Origin of the sequence: Streptomyces rubellus, assembly GCF_036323805.1 — a bacterium.
GTDB lineage: Bacteria > Actinomycetota > Actinomycetes > Streptomycetales > Streptomycetaceae > Streptomyces.
Genome location: NZ_JAZDCX010000001.1, coordinates 202,720 through 217,215 on the forward strand (window position 1 = coordinate 202,720; position 14,496 = coordinate 217,215).

General features: G+C 72.9%; 14 protein-coding genes. 8 read left to right on the plus strand and 6 right to left on the minus strand.

Features of this window, described 5'->3' with window-relative positions; all coding sequences use genetic code 11:
- Positions 1–146: 146 nt before the first annotated feature.
- On the plus strand, positions 147–1,415 hold the full coding sequence (gene tyrS / locus V1L54_RS00870) for a tyrosine--tRNA ligase (protein ID WP_330115841.1): 1,269 nt from the start codon (positions 147–149) through the stop codon (positions 1,413–1,415).
- 107 nt (positions 1,416–1,522) lie between these two features.
- Here the strand turns inward: tyrS and V1L54_RS00875 are convergent, their stop codons facing one another.
- Positions 1,523–1,978, minus strand: coding sequence for an ATP-binding protein (locus V1L54_RS00875; RefSeq protein ID WP_330115842.1), 456 nt, complete (start codon positions 1,976–1,978; stop codon positions 1,523–1,525).
- A gap of 253 nt (positions 1,979–2,231) precedes the next feature.
- Between V1L54_RS00875 and V1L54_RS00880 the strand changes: the two genes are divergently transcribed.
- Together V1L54_RS00880 and V1L54_RS00885 are read left to right on the plus strand one after the other, a co-directional pair.
- Positions 2,232–3,086, plus strand: coding sequence for a helix-turn-helix domain-containing protein (locus V1L54_RS00880; protein WP_330115843.1), 855 nt, complete (start codon positions 2,232–2,234; stop codon positions 3,084–3,086).
- A gap of 11 nt (positions 3,087–3,097) precedes the next feature.
- Positions 3,098–3,298 carry a DUF397 domain-containing protein gene (locus V1L54_RS00885; protein ID WP_330115844.1) on the plus strand — a complete coding sequence of 67 codons (201 nt, stop codon included), beginning with the start codon at positions 3,098–3,100 and terminating at the stop codon, positions 3,296–3,298.
- 36 nt (positions 3,299–3,334) lie between these two features.
- Here the strand turns inward: V1L54_RS00885 and V1L54_RS00890 are convergent, their stop codons facing one another.
- Positions 3,335–4,672 carry an aminotransferase-like domain-containing protein gene (locus tag V1L54_RS00890; protein WP_330115845.1) on the minus strand — a complete coding sequence of 446 codons (1,338 nt, stop codon included), beginning with the start codon at positions 4,670–4,672 and terminating at the stop codon, positions 3,335–3,337.
- 349 nt (positions 4,673–5,021) lie between these two features.
- Here V1L54_RS00890 and V1L54_RS00895 point away from each other — a divergent pair, with 349 nt between their 5' ends.
- From V1L54_RS00895 to V1L54_RS00905, 3 genes are all read left to right on the plus strand, one after another.
- Positions 5,022–5,405 carry a hypothetical protein gene (locus V1L54_RS00895; protein ID WP_330115846.1) on the plus strand — a complete coding sequence of 128 codons (384 nt, stop codon included), beginning with the start codon at positions 5,022–5,024 and terminating at the stop codon, positions 5,403–5,405.
- A 44-nt stretch (positions 5,406–5,449) separates the two neighbouring features.
- Positions 5,450–6,049, plus strand: a complete 600-nt coding sequence (locus V1L54_RS00900) for a LysE family translocator (RefSeq protein ID WP_330116112.1) — start codon at positions 5,450–5,452, stop codon at positions 6,047–6,049.
- Between the two features lie 373 nt (positions 6,050–6,422).
- On the plus strand, positions 6,423–6,800 hold the full coding sequence (locus V1L54_RS00905; RefSeq protein WP_330115847.1) for a hypothetical protein: 378 nt from the start codon (positions 6,423–6,425) through the stop codon (positions 6,798–6,800).
- A gap of 288 nt (positions 6,801–7,088) precedes the next feature.
- On the opposite strand, the gene V1L54_RS00910 is transcribed toward V1L54_RS00905, so the two are convergent.
- Together V1L54_RS00910 and V1L54_RS00915 are read right to left on the minus strand one after the other, a co-directional pair.
- Positions 7,089–7,493 (minus strand): type II toxin-antitoxin system VapC family toxin, encoded by a 405-nt coding sequence (locus V1L54_RS00910; protein ID WP_330115848.1) that lies wholly within the window; start codon positions 7,491–7,493, stop codon positions 7,089–7,091.
- Positions 7,486–7,761, minus strand: coding sequence for a type II toxin-antitoxin system Phd/YefM family antitoxin (locus V1L54_RS00915; protein ID WP_330115849.1), 276 nt, complete (start codon positions 7,759–7,761; stop codon positions 7,486–7,488). The genes V1L54_RS00910 and V1L54_RS00915 overlap by 8 nt, the downstream gene beginning before the upstream one ends.
- A gap of 178 nt (positions 7,762–7,939) precedes the next feature.
- Here V1L54_RS00915 and V1L54_RS00920 point away from each other — a divergent pair, with 178 nt between their 5' ends.
- Positions 7,940–11,863 carry an ABC transporter ATP-binding protein gene (locus V1L54_RS00920; protein ID WP_330115850.1) on the plus strand — a complete coding sequence of 1,308 codons (3,924 nt, stop codon included), beginning with the start codon at positions 7,940–7,942 and terminating at the stop codon, positions 11,861–11,863.
- A gap of 15 nt (positions 11,864–11,878) precedes the next feature.
- On the opposite strand, the gene V1L54_RS00925 is transcribed toward V1L54_RS00920, so the two are convergent.
- Both V1L54_RS00925 and V1L54_RS00930 read right to left on the minus strand, forming a co-directional pair.
- Positions 11,879–12,100, minus strand: coding sequence for a hypothetical protein (locus tag V1L54_RS00925; protein ID WP_330115851.1), 222 nt, complete (start codon positions 12,098–12,100; stop codon positions 11,879–11,881).
- A gap of 17 nt (positions 12,101–12,117) precedes the next feature.
- On the minus strand, positions 12,118–12,678 hold the full coding sequence (locus V1L54_RS00930) for an NUDIX domain-containing protein (RefSeq protein ID WP_330115852.1): 561 nt from the start codon (positions 12,676–12,678) through the stop codon (positions 12,118–12,120).
- A gap of 367 nt (positions 12,679–13,045) precedes the next feature.
- Between V1L54_RS00930 and V1L54_RS00935 the strand changes: the two genes are divergently transcribed.
- Positions 13,046–14,491: a serine protease gene (locus V1L54_RS00935; RefSeq protein ID WP_330115853.1), complete on the plus strand. Its 1,446-nt coding sequence runs from the start codon at positions 13,046–13,048 to the stop codon at positions 14,489–14,491.
- The last annotated feature ends 5 nt before the right edge of the window (positions 14,492–14,496 follow it).

Below are 14,496 nucleotides of genomic sequence, written 5' to 3' on the forward strand. Positions count from 1 at the left end.
GGCGCGGCGGGCGCCGGGGACCGGGCGTCCCCGGCCCGGCCTGCCCCGCCCCGGGCCCGGCGCCGGAAAACCGGAACGTGGCGGCCGGGCGCGAGCACTACACTGACGGCCAGACCGACACCCACGACTCAGGGAGACACGGGACCGTGACGGCCATCGTCGACGAGCTCAGGTGGCGCGGGCTCCTCGCCCAGTCCACCGACGAGGACGCACTGCGCAAGGCTCTCGAGAACGGCCCCGTCACGTTCTACTGCGGCTTCGACCCGACCGCGGCCAGCCTGCACGTCGGCCACCTGGTGCAGGTGCTCACCGTCCGCCGGCTCCAGCAGGCCGGGCACCGGCCGCTGGCGCTCGTGGGCGGCGCGACCGGCCACATCGGCGACCCCCGGCCGACCGCCGAGCGCACCCTGAACGACCCGGAGACCATCGCCGGGTGGGTGGCCCGGCTGCGCGCGCAGATCGAGCCGTTCCTCTCCTTCGAGGGCGACAACGCGGCGGTCATGGTCAACAACATGGACTGGACCGAGGGTCTGTCCGTGATCGGCTTCCTGCGGGACATCGGCAAGCACTTCCGGGTGAACAAGATGCTCACCAAGGAGTCGGTCGCCCAGCGGCTGGCCTCCGAACAGGGCATCAGCTACACGGAGTTCAGCTACCAGCTCCTCCAGGCCATGGACTTCCTGGAGCTGTACCGGCGGTACGGCTGCACCCTCCAGACGGGCGGCAGCGACCAGTGGGGCAACCTCACGGCCGGCCTGGACCTGATCCACCGCCTGGAGCCGCACGCCGAGGTGCACGCGCTCGCGACACCGCTGATGACGAAGGCGGACGGCACCAAGTTCGGCAAGACGGAGACCGGCACGCTCTGGCTCGACCCGGAGATGACCACGCCGTACGCGTTCTACCAGTTCTGGCTGAACACCGACGACCGGGACGTCTCGCGGTACCTGCGCATCCTCTCCTTCCGCTCCCGCGAGGAGCTGGAGGAGCTGGAGAGGGTGACCGAGGAGCGGCCGCAGGCCCGTACCGCGCAGCGCGCGCTCGCCGAGGAGCTGACCACCCTGGTGCACGGCGCCGACCAGTGCGCCGCCGTGATCGCCGCCTCGAAGGCGCTGTTCGGGCAGGGCGACCTCGCCGCGCTCGACGAGGCCACGCTGGCCGCCGCGGTCGCCGAGCTCCCCAGCGCCCGGGTGAGCGGGCTCGGCCCGGTCACCGACCTGTTCGCGGAGGTCGGCCTGGTGGCGAGCAAGTCGGCCGCCCGCCGCACCGTGAAGGAGGGCGGCGCCTACGTGAACAACGCGAAGGTGACCGCCGAGGACGCGGTGGCCACCCCCGACCAGCTCCTGCACGGCCGCTGGCTGGTGCTGCGCCGGGGCAAGAGGAACCTGGCGGCGGTCGAGGTCACCGGCGCCTGAGCCCGGGGCCGCACACTGTGCGGACCCGGCCCGCGCGTCCGTCCGTCGGCCCGTACCGGCGGCGGTGCCGGTGGTGACGGCCGGCGGTCCGGGCGGCACGGCGTCCGTCACGCCGGGGTGTCCCGCAGTTCGAACCACACGCTCTTGCCGGTCGGACAGGGCCCGCCGTGCCGCACCGTGCCCCAGTCGGAGGCGAGCTCCCGGACGAGGAGAAGGCCGCGGCCGTGCTCGTCCCCGGACGCGGCACCGGCCCGGGGTGACGGGAGTGCGAGGCCCGGCTCGCCGTCCCGGACGGACACCGTCAGACGGCCGTCCCGGACCGCCGCCTTCAGGATGAGCAGTGGCACCCCGGTGTGGAGGTGGACGTTCGAGACGAGCTCGGAGACCAGCAGCCGGGCCATCTCCGTCAGCGCCGGATGGCCGGTGGCGTCGAGCAGCCCGGCCACCATGTCCCGCGCGACCTTGGCGGTCTCGGGAAGGTTCGGAGCCCGCATCGCGTAGGTACGGGCCCGCTGGAACGGGTCGCCGGGGTCGCTGGGCACGGTGGGTGTCGGATCGGTCATGTCGTCCCCTGATCGAGTGAATGTGGTCGCCGCTTCCGCCCGCCACCGTGGCTCTGCCGTTCTCTGGAGGCGCCCGTAGGCACAGGTGGACGACCGCACTGCGGATTTACTGGCTGCGTAGCGGCATGTGACCGAACGTAGGGAGAATGTATTCTCCGGAGCAAGTATGTCGGCGGACTCTCACTCTTATGAGCGGGTCGTGCTATAGGTACGCGACAGGTTCGGAGCCGCCAGAGAGAGGAACGCCGACGCCATGCCACCGAGGGACAACCCGACGGCCCGACAGGCGCGTCTGGGCGCGGAGTTGAGGAAGCTCCGCGAACGGGCGGGCAAGCCGGCCCGTGAGGCGGGTGGATTCCTGGGCGTCGACCAGGCCAAGATCAGTAACATCGAGGCAGGACGCATCGGTGTGAGCGAGGAGCGTATCCGGCGGCTCGCGGTGTTCTATTCCTGTGAGGACGCGAAGCTGATCGACGCGCTGTGTGCGATGGCCCGCGAGCGCCGAGGCCGGTTCTGGTGGGACGAGTACCGGGGCGTCCTGCCCCCGGCGTTCCTGGACATCGCGGAGCTGGAGCACCATGCGGCCGGTATGAGAACCATGCAGACGCTCTGCGTGCCCGGCCTCCTCCAGATCGAGGGCTACGCACGTGCGTTGTTCGACAATGTGGTCCGCAGGTACTCACCCGCCGAGATCGAGGCGCGGGTCGAGCACCGGATGCGGCGGCGGGCCGTCCTTGAGCGGGAGGAGCCCCCGGTGTACGAGGCGATCATCCATGAGGCAGCGCTGCGGATGCGGTTCGGCGGCCGGGATGTGGCCCGGGCGCAGCTCGCGCATCTGCTGGAGGCGTCGGCCTGGCCGTCCGTGGAGGTGCGGGTCATCCCGTTCACCTGCGAGGAGTTCATCGAGGTGACCCAGTCGCTGCTCTATGCGAGGGGTGTCGTCCCGCAGCTGGACACCGTTCAGGTGGACAGTCCTCTTGGCAGCGTGCACCTGGATACGGAGGCTGAGTTGCAGAGGTATCGGACTCTGCTGGACATCGCGGAGGGCTTTTCACTCGGCAGGGAAGAGTCACGGCAGCTCATCGACCACATTGCACGGGAACTGTGAGGAACGGGAACATGGATGCACCGATCCAGTGGCAGAAGTCGTCTTTCTCGGGTGCGGAAGGCCCGAACTGCGTGGAGCTGGCACGGCACGGTGACGCTCTCCTCATACGGGAGAGCGACGAGCCGGAGCTGATCGTCTCCGTCGGCCGGGCGGGCCTCGCGGCCTTCCTCGCGGGCGTCAAGGCGGGGGAGTTCGACCACTTCGTGAGCTGAGCGCCCCGCCGTTCCCCGCCCCGTCCTGCCCGCGGGTCACTCGTCGACGAGGTCGTCCGGGGCGGAGCGGGCGAGGGCGGCGAGGGTGGCGAGGGCGCGGTCGAGGACTTCGGGGGACGGCGACGCCAGGCCGACCCGCACCGCGCCGGGAGCCCGGGCGCCGCCGACGGCGAAGGCCGCCGCCGGAGTGACGGCGATGCCGTGCCGGGCCGCGGCGGCGACGAACATGTCGGCCCGCCACGGGCGGGGCAGCTCCCACCAGCAGGAGTAGGACAGCGGGCCGCCGCGCACCGCGAACTCCCCCAGACGACGGGCGGCGATCTCCTGGCGGTGGGCCGCGTCCCGCTGTTTGGCCCGGACGACGGAGCGGACGGTGCCGTCGGCCGCCCAGCGGACCGCCGCCTCCAGGGCGAACCGCGCGGGTCCCCAGCCGCCCGAGCGCAGCGCGGTGGCGACGCCGGGCGCCAGCGCGCCGGGGACGACGGAGAAACCCACCGTCAGGCCGGGCGCCAGTCGCTTGGAGAGGCTGTCGACGAGGACCGTCCGCTCGGGGGCCAGGGCGGCCAGCGGCGGCAGGTCGTCGCGGAGGAAGGCCCAGACGGCGTCCTCGATCGCGGTCAGTCCCAGTCGGCCGAGGACGTCCGCCAGTTCGGCCCGCCGGTGCTCCGGCATGACCAGGCCCAGCGGGTTGTGCAGGGTCGGCTGTACGTAGACGGCCCGCAGCGGAGCGGTGCGGTGGGCGGCGGTGACGGCTTCGGGGACCAGCCCCGACCCGTCCACGGCCAGCGGGACGACCGTCACACCGAGCCGGGACGCGATGGACCTGATCACCGGGTAGGTCAGTTCCTCGACGCCGAGGCGCCCGCCGGCCGGGACGAGCGTGCTGATCGCGGCCGCGATCGCCTGGCGGCCGTTTCCCGCGAACAGCACCCGCTCCGGCTCCGGCCGCCAGCCGCCGCGGGCCAGCAGCCCGGCCGCGGCGGCGCGCGCGGCGGCCGTACCCGCCGCACCGACGGGCCGCATGGCGGACTCCAGGACATCGGCGCGCAGCAGCGGGCCGAGTCCGGCGGCGAGGAGCGCGGACTGCTCCGGTACCACCGGGTGGTTGAGCTCCAGGTCGATCCGGTGGCCCGCCGGCTCGGCCAGTGCCGGGCCCGGTGTCCGGACGGCCGCCCGGACGAAGGTGCCCCGGCCCACCTCGCCGACCGTCAGGCCGCGGCGCGCCAGCTCGCGGTACACACGGGCGGCCGTGGAGTCGGCGATGCCGTGCCGCCGGGCGAACTCCCGCTGCGGCGGCAGGCGGTCGCCCGGCCTCAGCCGTCCGGTGGTGATGTCCGCCGCCACGGCGTCGGCAACTCCTCGGTAGTCGCTCACCGGTCCCGTCCTCCAGTCGCCGTTCGCGGCCCGGTGCGTGCCGGTCCGCCCTGACCGGATCAGCATATTGCATCGAGTGCAATATAAATATTGCACTCGGTATCCGGAGGGTAATATCGTGACGCCGTCACGGGGAGCGGCATGCGGGTCGAGCGGGGGTCTCTCGAACATGGTCCAGTCGGGAACAGGGAGCTGCGATCCACTGCTGGCGAACTGCGTGATCTGCGGATTCGACCTGTCGGGCCCCGGGCGTGCGGACCTCTCGGGATTGCTTCGCAGGGCGTCGGCGCAATGGCGGCGCGTCCTCCTCGGGGACTGCGGCCCGGGCACCGTACACGGACGTTCGGCGGTGAGCGGCCGGCTGCTCCTGGAGCACGGCTGCCGTGTCCGGGACCTGTGCGCCGCCTTCCGGCGCAAGCTGCCGACGGCTCCGGGGCGCGGGGAGCGGGGCGGGGTGGACGGTGCCCGCGGGGCGTGGCCGGTTCCCTACCGGCACGAGGAGCCGCGGCGCGTCGCGCTGGAGGTGGTGGACGCGGCCGAGTCCCTGGCCGCGGAGTTCGACCGCCTCTCGGACGCGGACTGGGAGCGGGAGTGCTCCGGAGGCGCCGCCCCGCGCCTCACCGTCGAGGTCGCCGCCCGTCACCTGGTGCACGATGCCGTGCACGACCTGCCCGCCGGGCGGCCCCTCCCCGGCGGGGCGGCAGGGCGTCGGGGAGACGGAGGCCGGCTGTGATCGGGCCGGAGGCCGTGATCGGTGTCGCGGTGGTCTCCCTGGGCATGGTCCTCACCCCCGGGCCGAACATGATCTACCTCGTGTCGAGGAGCGTCACCCAGGGGCGGCGGGCCGGCCTCGTCTCCCTGTGCGGGGTGGTGACGGGTTTCCTGGTGTACCTGGTGGCCGTGAACTCGGGACTGTCGGTGGTGTTCCTGGCCGTGCCGGAGCTGTACACGGCGGTCAGGCTCGCCGGCGCCGGATATCTGGCCTGGCTTGCCTGGAAGGCGCTCGGGCCCGGTGGCGTGTCCGTCTTCGCCCCGCAGGAACTCGCCGGTGACCCGCCGCGCCGGCTCTTCGCCATGGGATTGGTGACGAATCTGCTCAATCCCAAGATCGCCGTCATGTACCTCTCGCTCATTCCCCAGTTCGTCGACCTGCGGGCCGGACACGTCCTGCTCCAGGGCTTCGTGCTCGGCGGGATCCAGATCGCCGTGAGCGTGGCGGTGAACCTGGCCATCGTCCTGGCGGCCGGTGCGGTCGCGGCGTTCCTCGCCAGGCGGCCCCGCTGGATGCGCGTCCAGCGGTACGTGACGGGATCCGCTCTGGGCGGGCTGGCCGTCGCCCTGGCCCTCGACGGATCGCGGCCCGCGTCGGCTGTCTGAGGGCGCTCCGCGTACGCCTCCGATCGCGGCCGGGGGTTGTTGCTTCTGCAATTCCGAACCGGTCGGGGGGTCGTCGAACGGGTTCGAAACCCGCCATGCGGCGGCTCCGGCGTACGGGTTTCGGCCGTCTTCGATGCGGGACGTATCGGACTGGTTGCGAGGAGTGCCGGGCACTCCCGGCCTCACCAGCCGCAACATCGCTGGTGATCAGGGTGTGTGTCCCGCTGTCCCGAGAGTCTGGGGCGTCACGTGAAGCAACTGGTTTAACACACAACGTTACTTAAAATGATCGCTCAAGATGCATTCGGCGCCGGTTCTCGACAGACTCACGTTCGCGATCCGTTACACCCGACGGAGAACGGAAGGACGTGTCATGCGGTACGCGGTGAGGTGTGCCCTCGTGGGCGGCGCGCTGACGGCAGGGGCCCTGGTCCCGCTGTACGGCGCGGTGCTCGCGGTACGGCCGCTGCCCGCGCCGCCGGCACCGGAGTTCACCGCCGTGGCGGAGCGCCCGGCGGGCGCGGGACACGCGGAACGCGCGGCCGGACCGGGAGAGATCGTCTGTGCCGGTCCGGACGCCGGGCGTGCCGTGGACACCGTGGGGACCGCCCGCCGGACGCTTCACGTCACGATGGCCAGTACTGCCGGGCGCGGCGCCGGACACCCGGCCGCCGCCCCCGGCCGAGCTCCCGACGGGTTCTGTGGGGAGAGCCCGGAGGGCTTCGGGAGCAAGGAGGTCCTCGCCTTCTGAGACCTCTCAGGTCCCGGGGCCGGCCTCTCCCGGGACCTCTCCCGAACGGCCGGTACGCCGTGCACCCCGGACGGGTGGTGCGAGCGCCCCGGCGGTCCCGCGGCAACCCTCCTCGCCGCGGGGCGGGGCCGAACGAGCGAGCGGGTCAGGAAAGCCGGTCCTGTGGGGGGTACTGGCCACCGTCACCCGTGACGCCGCGGCCCGATGCGGCGCGGTCCGGAGAGAATGCCTGGCTCTCCGGACCGCGCCTTTCCCGCATCGCTTCTTGTGTCGGCCCTGTGGTGCGGATCAGAGCGCGACGACATGCAGTGAGCGATCGAGTCCTTTGAAGTCGTCGGCGTTGCGCGTGAACAGAGGCAGACCGCGAGAAGAAGCGATTGCGGCGATCATGAGGTCCATGCGCCGTGGTCGTGGGTCACGGCCTGTGTCGATGACGAGTGACACGAGTGTGCCGTAGCGTGCCGCCGCGTCGCTGTCGAAGGGCAGGGGCTCGAAGTCGGCGACTGCCGCGGCCAGCTTTTCCGTCCGCGCGGCCCGGGTCGTCGGGGTCTTGGCCATGGCGACTCCCTGATGCAGTTCGGCCAGGGTGATGGCAGTGAGTTCCGGAACGACCGGGAGCCGTTCGGCCGGGAGCAGGCCGAGATCAATGTAGGTGCAGGTGTCGAGCACTCCGGACTGGTGGCGTTCAGCCACGGTGACGCTCCCAGGGGTCCTCGTCGCCGACGCGGTCGTCGCCGAAGAAGTCGTTTGCCTCCTGCCGCATGGCGGAGTGATCGACCTGCGGTAGTCCTCTGTGCTTGGCGACCAGTTCCTCCGCCGTCAGTCGGCGCCTGCGGGGAAGGGGGCGAATCTCGGCGATCTCCACCCCGTTCCGGGTGACGTGATAGGTCTCTCCGGCCTCGACCGCGTTCATGACGGCGGCGGAGTTGTTGCGGAACTCGCGCTGGTTTATCACCTTCATGGAAGGAATATAGCACCATGTAGCTCACGGTGCTACATGGTGCGGTCGCAGTCGGCCCGCCTGCTCTCATCACTTCCGTCCGGGCCGGGATGAAATCCCCCTCCGGACACGTTGGAGCATTCTGGATCACTGCGGCGGTGTGGCCGCGGGACCACAGGCGGGCACAGAAGGTGACGGCATGCGTGCGGGAGGGAGCCACGTGGCGGCGGGTACGGAGACGGGGGAGAGCCGGGAGGCCGGGGAGGGCCGGGAGGCCGGGGGCGAACGGCGGGCGGGGTGGGTGCGGCGGCTGACCGCGTACTGCTGGCGCTACCGCCGCAACGTCCTGCTGTCCCTGGGCGCCTCGCTCGCCGGGATGGGCGTGATGGCGCTCGTCCCGCTGGTCGTCAAGCAGATCATCGACGATGTCGTCGTCGCCGGGGGCGGCGGCCTCGGACTGTGGATCGGCCTGCTGATCGCCGCCGCGGTGGTGGTCTACGCGCTGACGTTCGTGCGCCGCTACTACGGCGGCAGACTCGCGCTCGACGTCCAGCACGACCTGCGCACCGAGATGTACGGCTCCCTGGTCCGCCTCGACGGGCGCAGGCAGGACGAGCTGTCCACCGGACAGGTCGTCGGGCGGGCCACCAGCGACCTCCAGCTCATCCAGGGCCTGCTGTTCATGACGCCGATGATGATCGGCAACATCCTGCTCTTCGCCGTCTCGCTGGTGGTGATGGTCACCCTCTCCCCGCTGCTGACGCTGGTGGCGCTGGCCGTCGCGCCCGCCCTGTGGTTCATCGCGCAGCGCAGCCGGATCCGGCTGTTCCCCGCCACCTGGTACGCCCAGAGCCAGGCCGGAGTGGTGGCCGGGGTGGTGGACGGCGCCGTGACCGGTGTGCGGGTGGTCAAGGGCTTCGGACAGGAGGAGCAGGAGACCGGCAAGCTGCGCGACGCGAGCCGCGAACTGTTCGCCGCGCGGCTGCGGACGGTGAAGCTCAACGCCCGCTACACCCCCGCCCTGCAGGCCGTCCCCGCGCTCGGCCAGGTCGCGATGCTCGCCGTCGGCGGCTGGATGGCCACCCGCGGCCAGATCACCCTGGGCACCTTCGTCGCCTTCTCCACCTACCTCGCCCAGCTCGTCGGGCCGGTGCGGATGCTGACCATGATCCTCACGGTCGGCCAGCAGGCGCGGGCGGGCGTCGAGCGCGTCCTGGAGCTGATCGACACCGAGCCGGCCATCCGGGAGCGGCCGGACGCGCACGAGCTGCCCGCCGACGCGCCCGCCACCGTCGAGTTCGACCGGGCGGGCTTCGCCTACGACACCCGGCCCGACGCCCGGCCGGTGCTGCGGGACTTCTCGCTGCGGATCTCACCGGGCGAGACCGTCGCCGTCGTCGGCACCTCCGGCAGCGGCAAGTCCACCGTCTCGCTGCTGCTGCCGCGCTTCTACGACGTCACCGAGGGCGCGGTACGGGTCGGCGGCCACGACGTGCGCGACCTGACCTTCGACTCGCTGCGCGCGGCCATCGGCCTGGTCCCGGAGAACAGCTTCCTGTTCTCCGACACCGTCCGCGCCAACATCGCCTACGGCCGCCCCGACGCCACCGACGAGCAGGTGCGGGCCGCGGCGCGCGCCGCCCAGGCCGACGGCTTCATCGCCGACCTGCCCGACGGCTACGACACCGAGATCGGCGAGCAGGGCCTGACCCTCTCCGGCGGCCAGCGGCAGCGCATCGCCCTGGCCCGGGCCATCCTCACCGACCCGCGGCTGCTGGTGCTGGACGACGCCACCTCCGCCGTGGACGCCCGGGTGGAGCACGAGATCCACGAGGCGCTGCGCGGGGTGATGGCCGGCCGCACCACCCTGCTGATCGCCCACCGCCGCTCCACCCTCTCGCTGGCCGACCGCATCGCCGTCCTGGACGGCGGGCGGCTGGTGGACGCCGGCACCCACGAGGAGCTCCAGGAGCGCTGCGAGCTGTACCGGCGGCTGCTGAGCGACCCGGACGAGCTGGGCGGCATCGAGCACGACCCGGCCGGGCTGGCGGCGCCGGCCGCCCCGGACGGGGACGCCGCCGGGGACCGTACCGCCGCCCCGGACGGGGGTGTCACCCCCGAGCTGTGGCGGCGCGAGGAGGAGGGGACCGGGGAGACCGGGACCACCGGCGCCGCCCCCGCCGGAGCGCGCCCCGGCGCGTCCGCGCCCGCCTCCGGCGGCGGCCCCGGCATCGCGGGCGCGCTGGCCGGCAGCCCGGCCACCCCCGAACTGCTGGAGAGGGTCGCGGCCCTGCCGCCCGCCACCGACACCCCCGACATCGACGAGGAGCGCGCCGCCCGCCCCGAGTCCGCCTACGGACTGCGGCACCTGCTGCGCGGCTTCCGCGCCCCGCTGCTGGTGGCCCTGCTGCTGGTGGTGACCGACGCCACCGCCGGGCTGGCGCTGCCCGTCCTGGTCCGGCACGGCATCGACGAGGGCGTCCAGCAGGCGGCGCTGGGTGCGGTGTGGGTCGCCTCCGCGCTGGCGCTGCTGGTGGTGATCGTGCAGTGGGCCGCGCAGACCGGGGAGACCCGGGCCATCGGCCGTACCGGCGAGCGGATCCTCTACACCCTGCGGGTCAAGAGCTTCGCCCAGCTCCAGCGGCTCGGGCTCGACTACTACGAGCGCGAGCTGACCGGGCGGATCATGACCCGGATGACCACCGACGTCGACGCGCTGACGACCTTCCTGCAGACCGGCCTGGTGCAGGCGGTCGTGGCGCTGCTGACCTTCTTCGGCATCATGGTCGTCCTCGTCGCCATCGACGCCGGGCTGGCGCTGGTGGTCCTGGCCACCCTGCCGCCGCTGGTCATCGGCACGATCGTGTTCCGGCGCAGGAGCCTGGCGGCGTACGAACTGGCGCGCGACCGCGTCAGCGGCGTCAACGCCGCGCTCCAGGAGGGCGTGGCGGGGCTGCGGATCGTGCAGGCGTTCCGCCGCGAGGAGCGGGACGCCCGCGCCTTCGCCGAGGCCAGCGACGGCTACCGGCGGGCCCGGGTGCGCGGCCAGTGGCTGATCTCGGTCTACTTCCCCTTCATCCAGCTGCTGGCCTCGCTGGCGACCGCCGCCGTGCTGGTCGTCGGCACGGCCCGGGTGGGCGACGGCACGCTGACGGCCGGCGCGCTGGTGGCGTACCTGCTCTACATCGAGCTGTTCTTCGCCCCCGTGCAGCAGCTCTCCCAGGTCTTCGACGGCTACCAGCAGGCGGTCGTCTCGCTGCGCCGCGTCCAGGAACTGCTGCGCGAGCCGACGACGACACCGCCGCCCGCGAAGCCGCGCGAGGTGGACGGGCTGCGCGGCGAGATCGTCTTCGAGGACGTCCACTTCCGCTACGACACCCAGGGCGCCGGGGACGGCGCGGCGGACGGTGCCGGAGGGGGCGAGAACGCGCTGTCCGGCATCGACCTGGTGATCCCGGCCGGGCAGACGGTCGCCTTCGTCGGCGAGACCGGCGCGGGCAAGTCCACGCTGGTCAAGCTGGTCGCCCGGTTCTACGACCCGACCTCGGGCACCGTCCGGGTGGACGGGCGGGACCTGCGCGAGCTGGACCCGGCCGGTTACCGGCACCGGCTCGGGGTGGTCCCGCAGGAGCCGTACCTGTTCCCCGGCACGGTGCGCGACGCCATCGCCTACGGCCGCCCGGAGGCCTCGGACGCCGAGGTGGAGGCGGCGGCCCGGGCGGTGGGCGCGCACGACATGATCGCCACCCTCTCCGGCGGCTATCTGCACCCGGTGGCCGAACGCGGCCGCAACCTCTCCGCCGGACAGCGGCAGCTCGTCGCCCTGGCCCGGGCCGAGCTGGTGCGGCCCGACATCCTGCTGCTGGACGAGGCCACCGCCGCGCTCGACCTGGCCACCGAGGCGGTGGTCAACGAGGCCACCGAGAAGCTGGCGGGCCGCCGTACCACCCTGGTCGTCGCCCACCGCCTGACCACGGCCGCCCGCGCCGACCGGGTGGTGGTGCTGGACCACGGCCGGGTGGTGGAGGACGGCACGCACGAGGAGCTGCTGGCGCGCGACGACCGGTACGCGCGGCTGTGGCGGACGTACACGGGGGTGCCCCAGGCCGCGGGGGCGGTGTGAGGGCGCCCGGTCCGCTCAGCGGCGGTTGCGCGGGTGGTCGCGGGCGGTGCGCTCGTTGCCGCGCCGGTGGTTCCCGGTCCGGCGGGCCATCACCTGCTGCGGGTCGCCCGCGGCGGCCTCCGCCAGGAAGCGCCGGGCGTGCTCGCCGCGCAGGGTGCCGGCCGGGCGGCCGTGGTGGGTGACGGTGACCGTGCCGTCCCGGTGCCGCCGGTACGCGAAGCCCCGGGGTGCCGGCACACCGGTGACGGTACGGCTCACAGGCGGCAGAGCGCAGCCAGGTATTCGTCCACCGTCTGCACCCGGCCGCCCTCCAGCGGCTCGTCGCCGTCCCGCCAGTGGACGGCGGCGATCTCCTCGTTGGGGGTGAACGGTTCCGCCCGGCTGACCTCGGCGGTGTAGAGGGCGCCGTACAGCACCCGGCGCCGCGGTTCGTCCCCGGTGGGGAGCGCCGTCCTGGCGAAGCCGACGAACCGCAGGCCCTCCTCGGACACCGGCTGGCCGCTCTCCTCCCACAGCTCCCGCACGGCCGCCTGCCGGGGGGTCTCCCCGGGGTCGATGCCGCCGCCGGGCAGCTCCCAGCAGTCCCGGCCGCGCACCCGCACCATCAGCAGCCGGCCCTCGTGCCACAGGGCCACCAGCACGTAGGCCACGGCCGCGTCGGCGAAGCGAGCGGTCTCCGGCTCCCGGTGGAAGCCCAGCAGTTCCATTCCCAGCGGTCCGTGGGCGAGCGGCACCGGCACTTCGTCATCGGCGGTGCCGGCGGTGCCGGCGGTGCCGGCGGCGGACGAGAGTCGGAGGGACGAGACGTCTTTCATGGCGGGAGAGAGTACGCCCGCACATGCGCCGGTGGTACGCGAAGACCGGCCACTGGTGGCCGAGGATGACCGGATCACGCTCTTTACACTCCCTTTCCGTCTGCCCGGTCCGACACGGCGGAGCGCCGGGGTGTCCGGCCGGGCGCGCTCGGTGACGGAGGGTGTGTCGATGCGGGTCGTGGCCGTGCCGTCACCGGGAGATTCCCGTCCGGCGAGGTCCGGACGGACACGCGCTGTTCCCGCGCACCGGATCTGAGCCAGCCACTGTGAAACGGACAGCGTGGGCCGGACGCAGCCTGGTGGTTGACGGATTGGCCGGATAAGTTCGCGACGACCACGGTCATCCCCCCACACAGGAGAGTCGTCGATGAAGAAGGCACTCAGGGCGTTACTGGCCCTGCTGGTGCTCGCCGGCGCGGCCGTCGCCGGCGGTGCGCCGGCGACGGCCGACGGCGGGCCCCGCGGCGAGCGGTCCACCGACATCGCGGACCGCCTGCGCGCGGTACCGGGCCTGCGTCTGGTCGAGGAGGAGCCGGTCGACGGCCACCGCTTCCTCGTCCTGGAGTACCGCCAGCCGGTCGACCACCGCAGGCCCTGGAAGGGCACCTTCCAGCAGCGGCTGACGGTGCTGCACAAGGGCGAGAACCGGCCCACCGTCTTCCACACCTCCGGCTACGGGCTCGGCACCGGCCCGGCGCGCAGTGAACCGGCCCGGCTGCTGGACGGCAACCAGGTCTCCATGGAGTACCGTTTCTTCGCCTCGTCCCGGCCCCGGCCCGCCGACTGGTCGAAGCTCGACATCTGGCAGGGCGCCAGCGACCAGCACCGGATCTTCCGGGCCCTGCGCCGGGTCTACGGCGGGACGTGGATCTCCACGGGCACCAGCAAGGGCGGCATGGCGGCCGTCTACTACCGGCGCTTCTACCCGCGCGACATGGACGGCACCGTCGCCTACGTCGCGCCCAACGACGTGATCGACGCCGAGGACTCCGCCTACGACGACTTCTTCGCGAACGTCGGCCCCGAGGAGTGCCGGGACCGGCTGAACGCCGTGCAGCGCGAGGTGTTCCTGCGCCGCGAGGAGCTGGTGGCGCGCTACGAGGAGCGGACGCGCGCGGCGGGCGGCACCTTCGAGGTGGTCGGCGGCGCCGACCGGGCGTTCGAGAGCGCCGGGCTGGACCTGGTGTGGGCCTGGTGGCAGTACAACGGGGAGTGGCAGTGCCCCTGGATCCCCGAGCCCTCGGCGGACACCGGGGAACTGTACGACTTCCTCGACGAGACGGCGGACCTGTCCTTCTACACCGACCAGGGCCTGGATTACTACACGCCGTACCACTACCAGGCGGGCACCGAGCTCGGCTCGCCCAGCTTCGGCACCCCGCACCTGGCCGGGCTGCTGCGCCACCCGGACGTCCACCGGCCGCGTTCCCGGGTGCCGCGCGAGATACCGATGCGGTTCCACAAGTGGGCGATGGACGACATCGACTGGTGGGTGCGCACCCGCGCCGAGCGGATGCTGTTCGTCTACGGCGAGAACGACCCGTGGTCGGCGGAGCGCTTCCGGACGGACCCGGGCTGCGCGGACTGCCATGTCCTCGTGGCGCCCGCCGCCCACCACGGCGCGAACATCGGCATGCTGGCGGAGGACGACCGGGCCACCGCCACCGGCGCCCTGCTGGAGTGGGCGGGCCTGGGGACCGGGGACACCGGAAGGCCGGGCACGCAGCGGGCGGAACCGTACGCGCCGCTCGCGCCGTACGACGCGCGGCTGGACCGTCCGGACCCGGCCGAACGGCGGATGATGCGGCCGTAGGGCCG

Coding starts and splice junctions, on each gene's coding strand:
- V1L54_RS00935 (WP_330115853.1), top strand. CDS start 13,046: ATGAAGAAGGCACTCAGGGCGTTACTGGCCCTGCTGGTGCTCGCCGGC.
- V1L54_RS00915 (WP_330115849.1), bottom strand. CDS start 7,761: ATGAAGGTGATAAACCAGCGCGAGTTCCGCAACAACTCCGCCGCCGTC.
- V1L54_RS00875 (WP_330115842.1), bottom strand. CDS start 1,978: ATGACCGATCCGACACCCACCGTGCCCAGCGACCCCGGCGACCCGTTC.
- V1L54_RS00885 (WP_330115844.1), top strand. CDS start 3,098: ATGGATGCACCGATCCAGTGGCAGAAGTCGTCTTTCTCGGGTGCGGAA.
- V1L54_RS00920 (WP_330115850.1), top strand. CDS start 7,940: ATGCGTGCGGGAGGGAGCCACGTGGCGGCGGGTACGGAGACGGGGGAG.
- V1L54_RS00905 (WP_330115847.1), top strand. CDS start 6,423: ATGCGGTACGCGGTGAGGTGTGCCCTCGTGGGCGGCGCGCTGACGGCA.
- V1L54_RS00900 (WP_330116112.1), top strand. CDS start 5,450: ATGGTCCTCACCCCCGGGCCGAACATGATCTACCTCGTGTCGAGGAGC.
- V1L54_RS00930 (WP_330115852.1), bottom strand. CDS start 12,678: ATGAAAGACGTCTCGTCCCTCCGACTCTCGTCCGCCGCCGGCACCGCC.
- V1L54_RS00880 (WP_330115843.1), top strand. CDS start 2,232: ATGCCACCGAGGGACAACCCGACGGCCCGACAGGCGCGTCTGGGCGCG.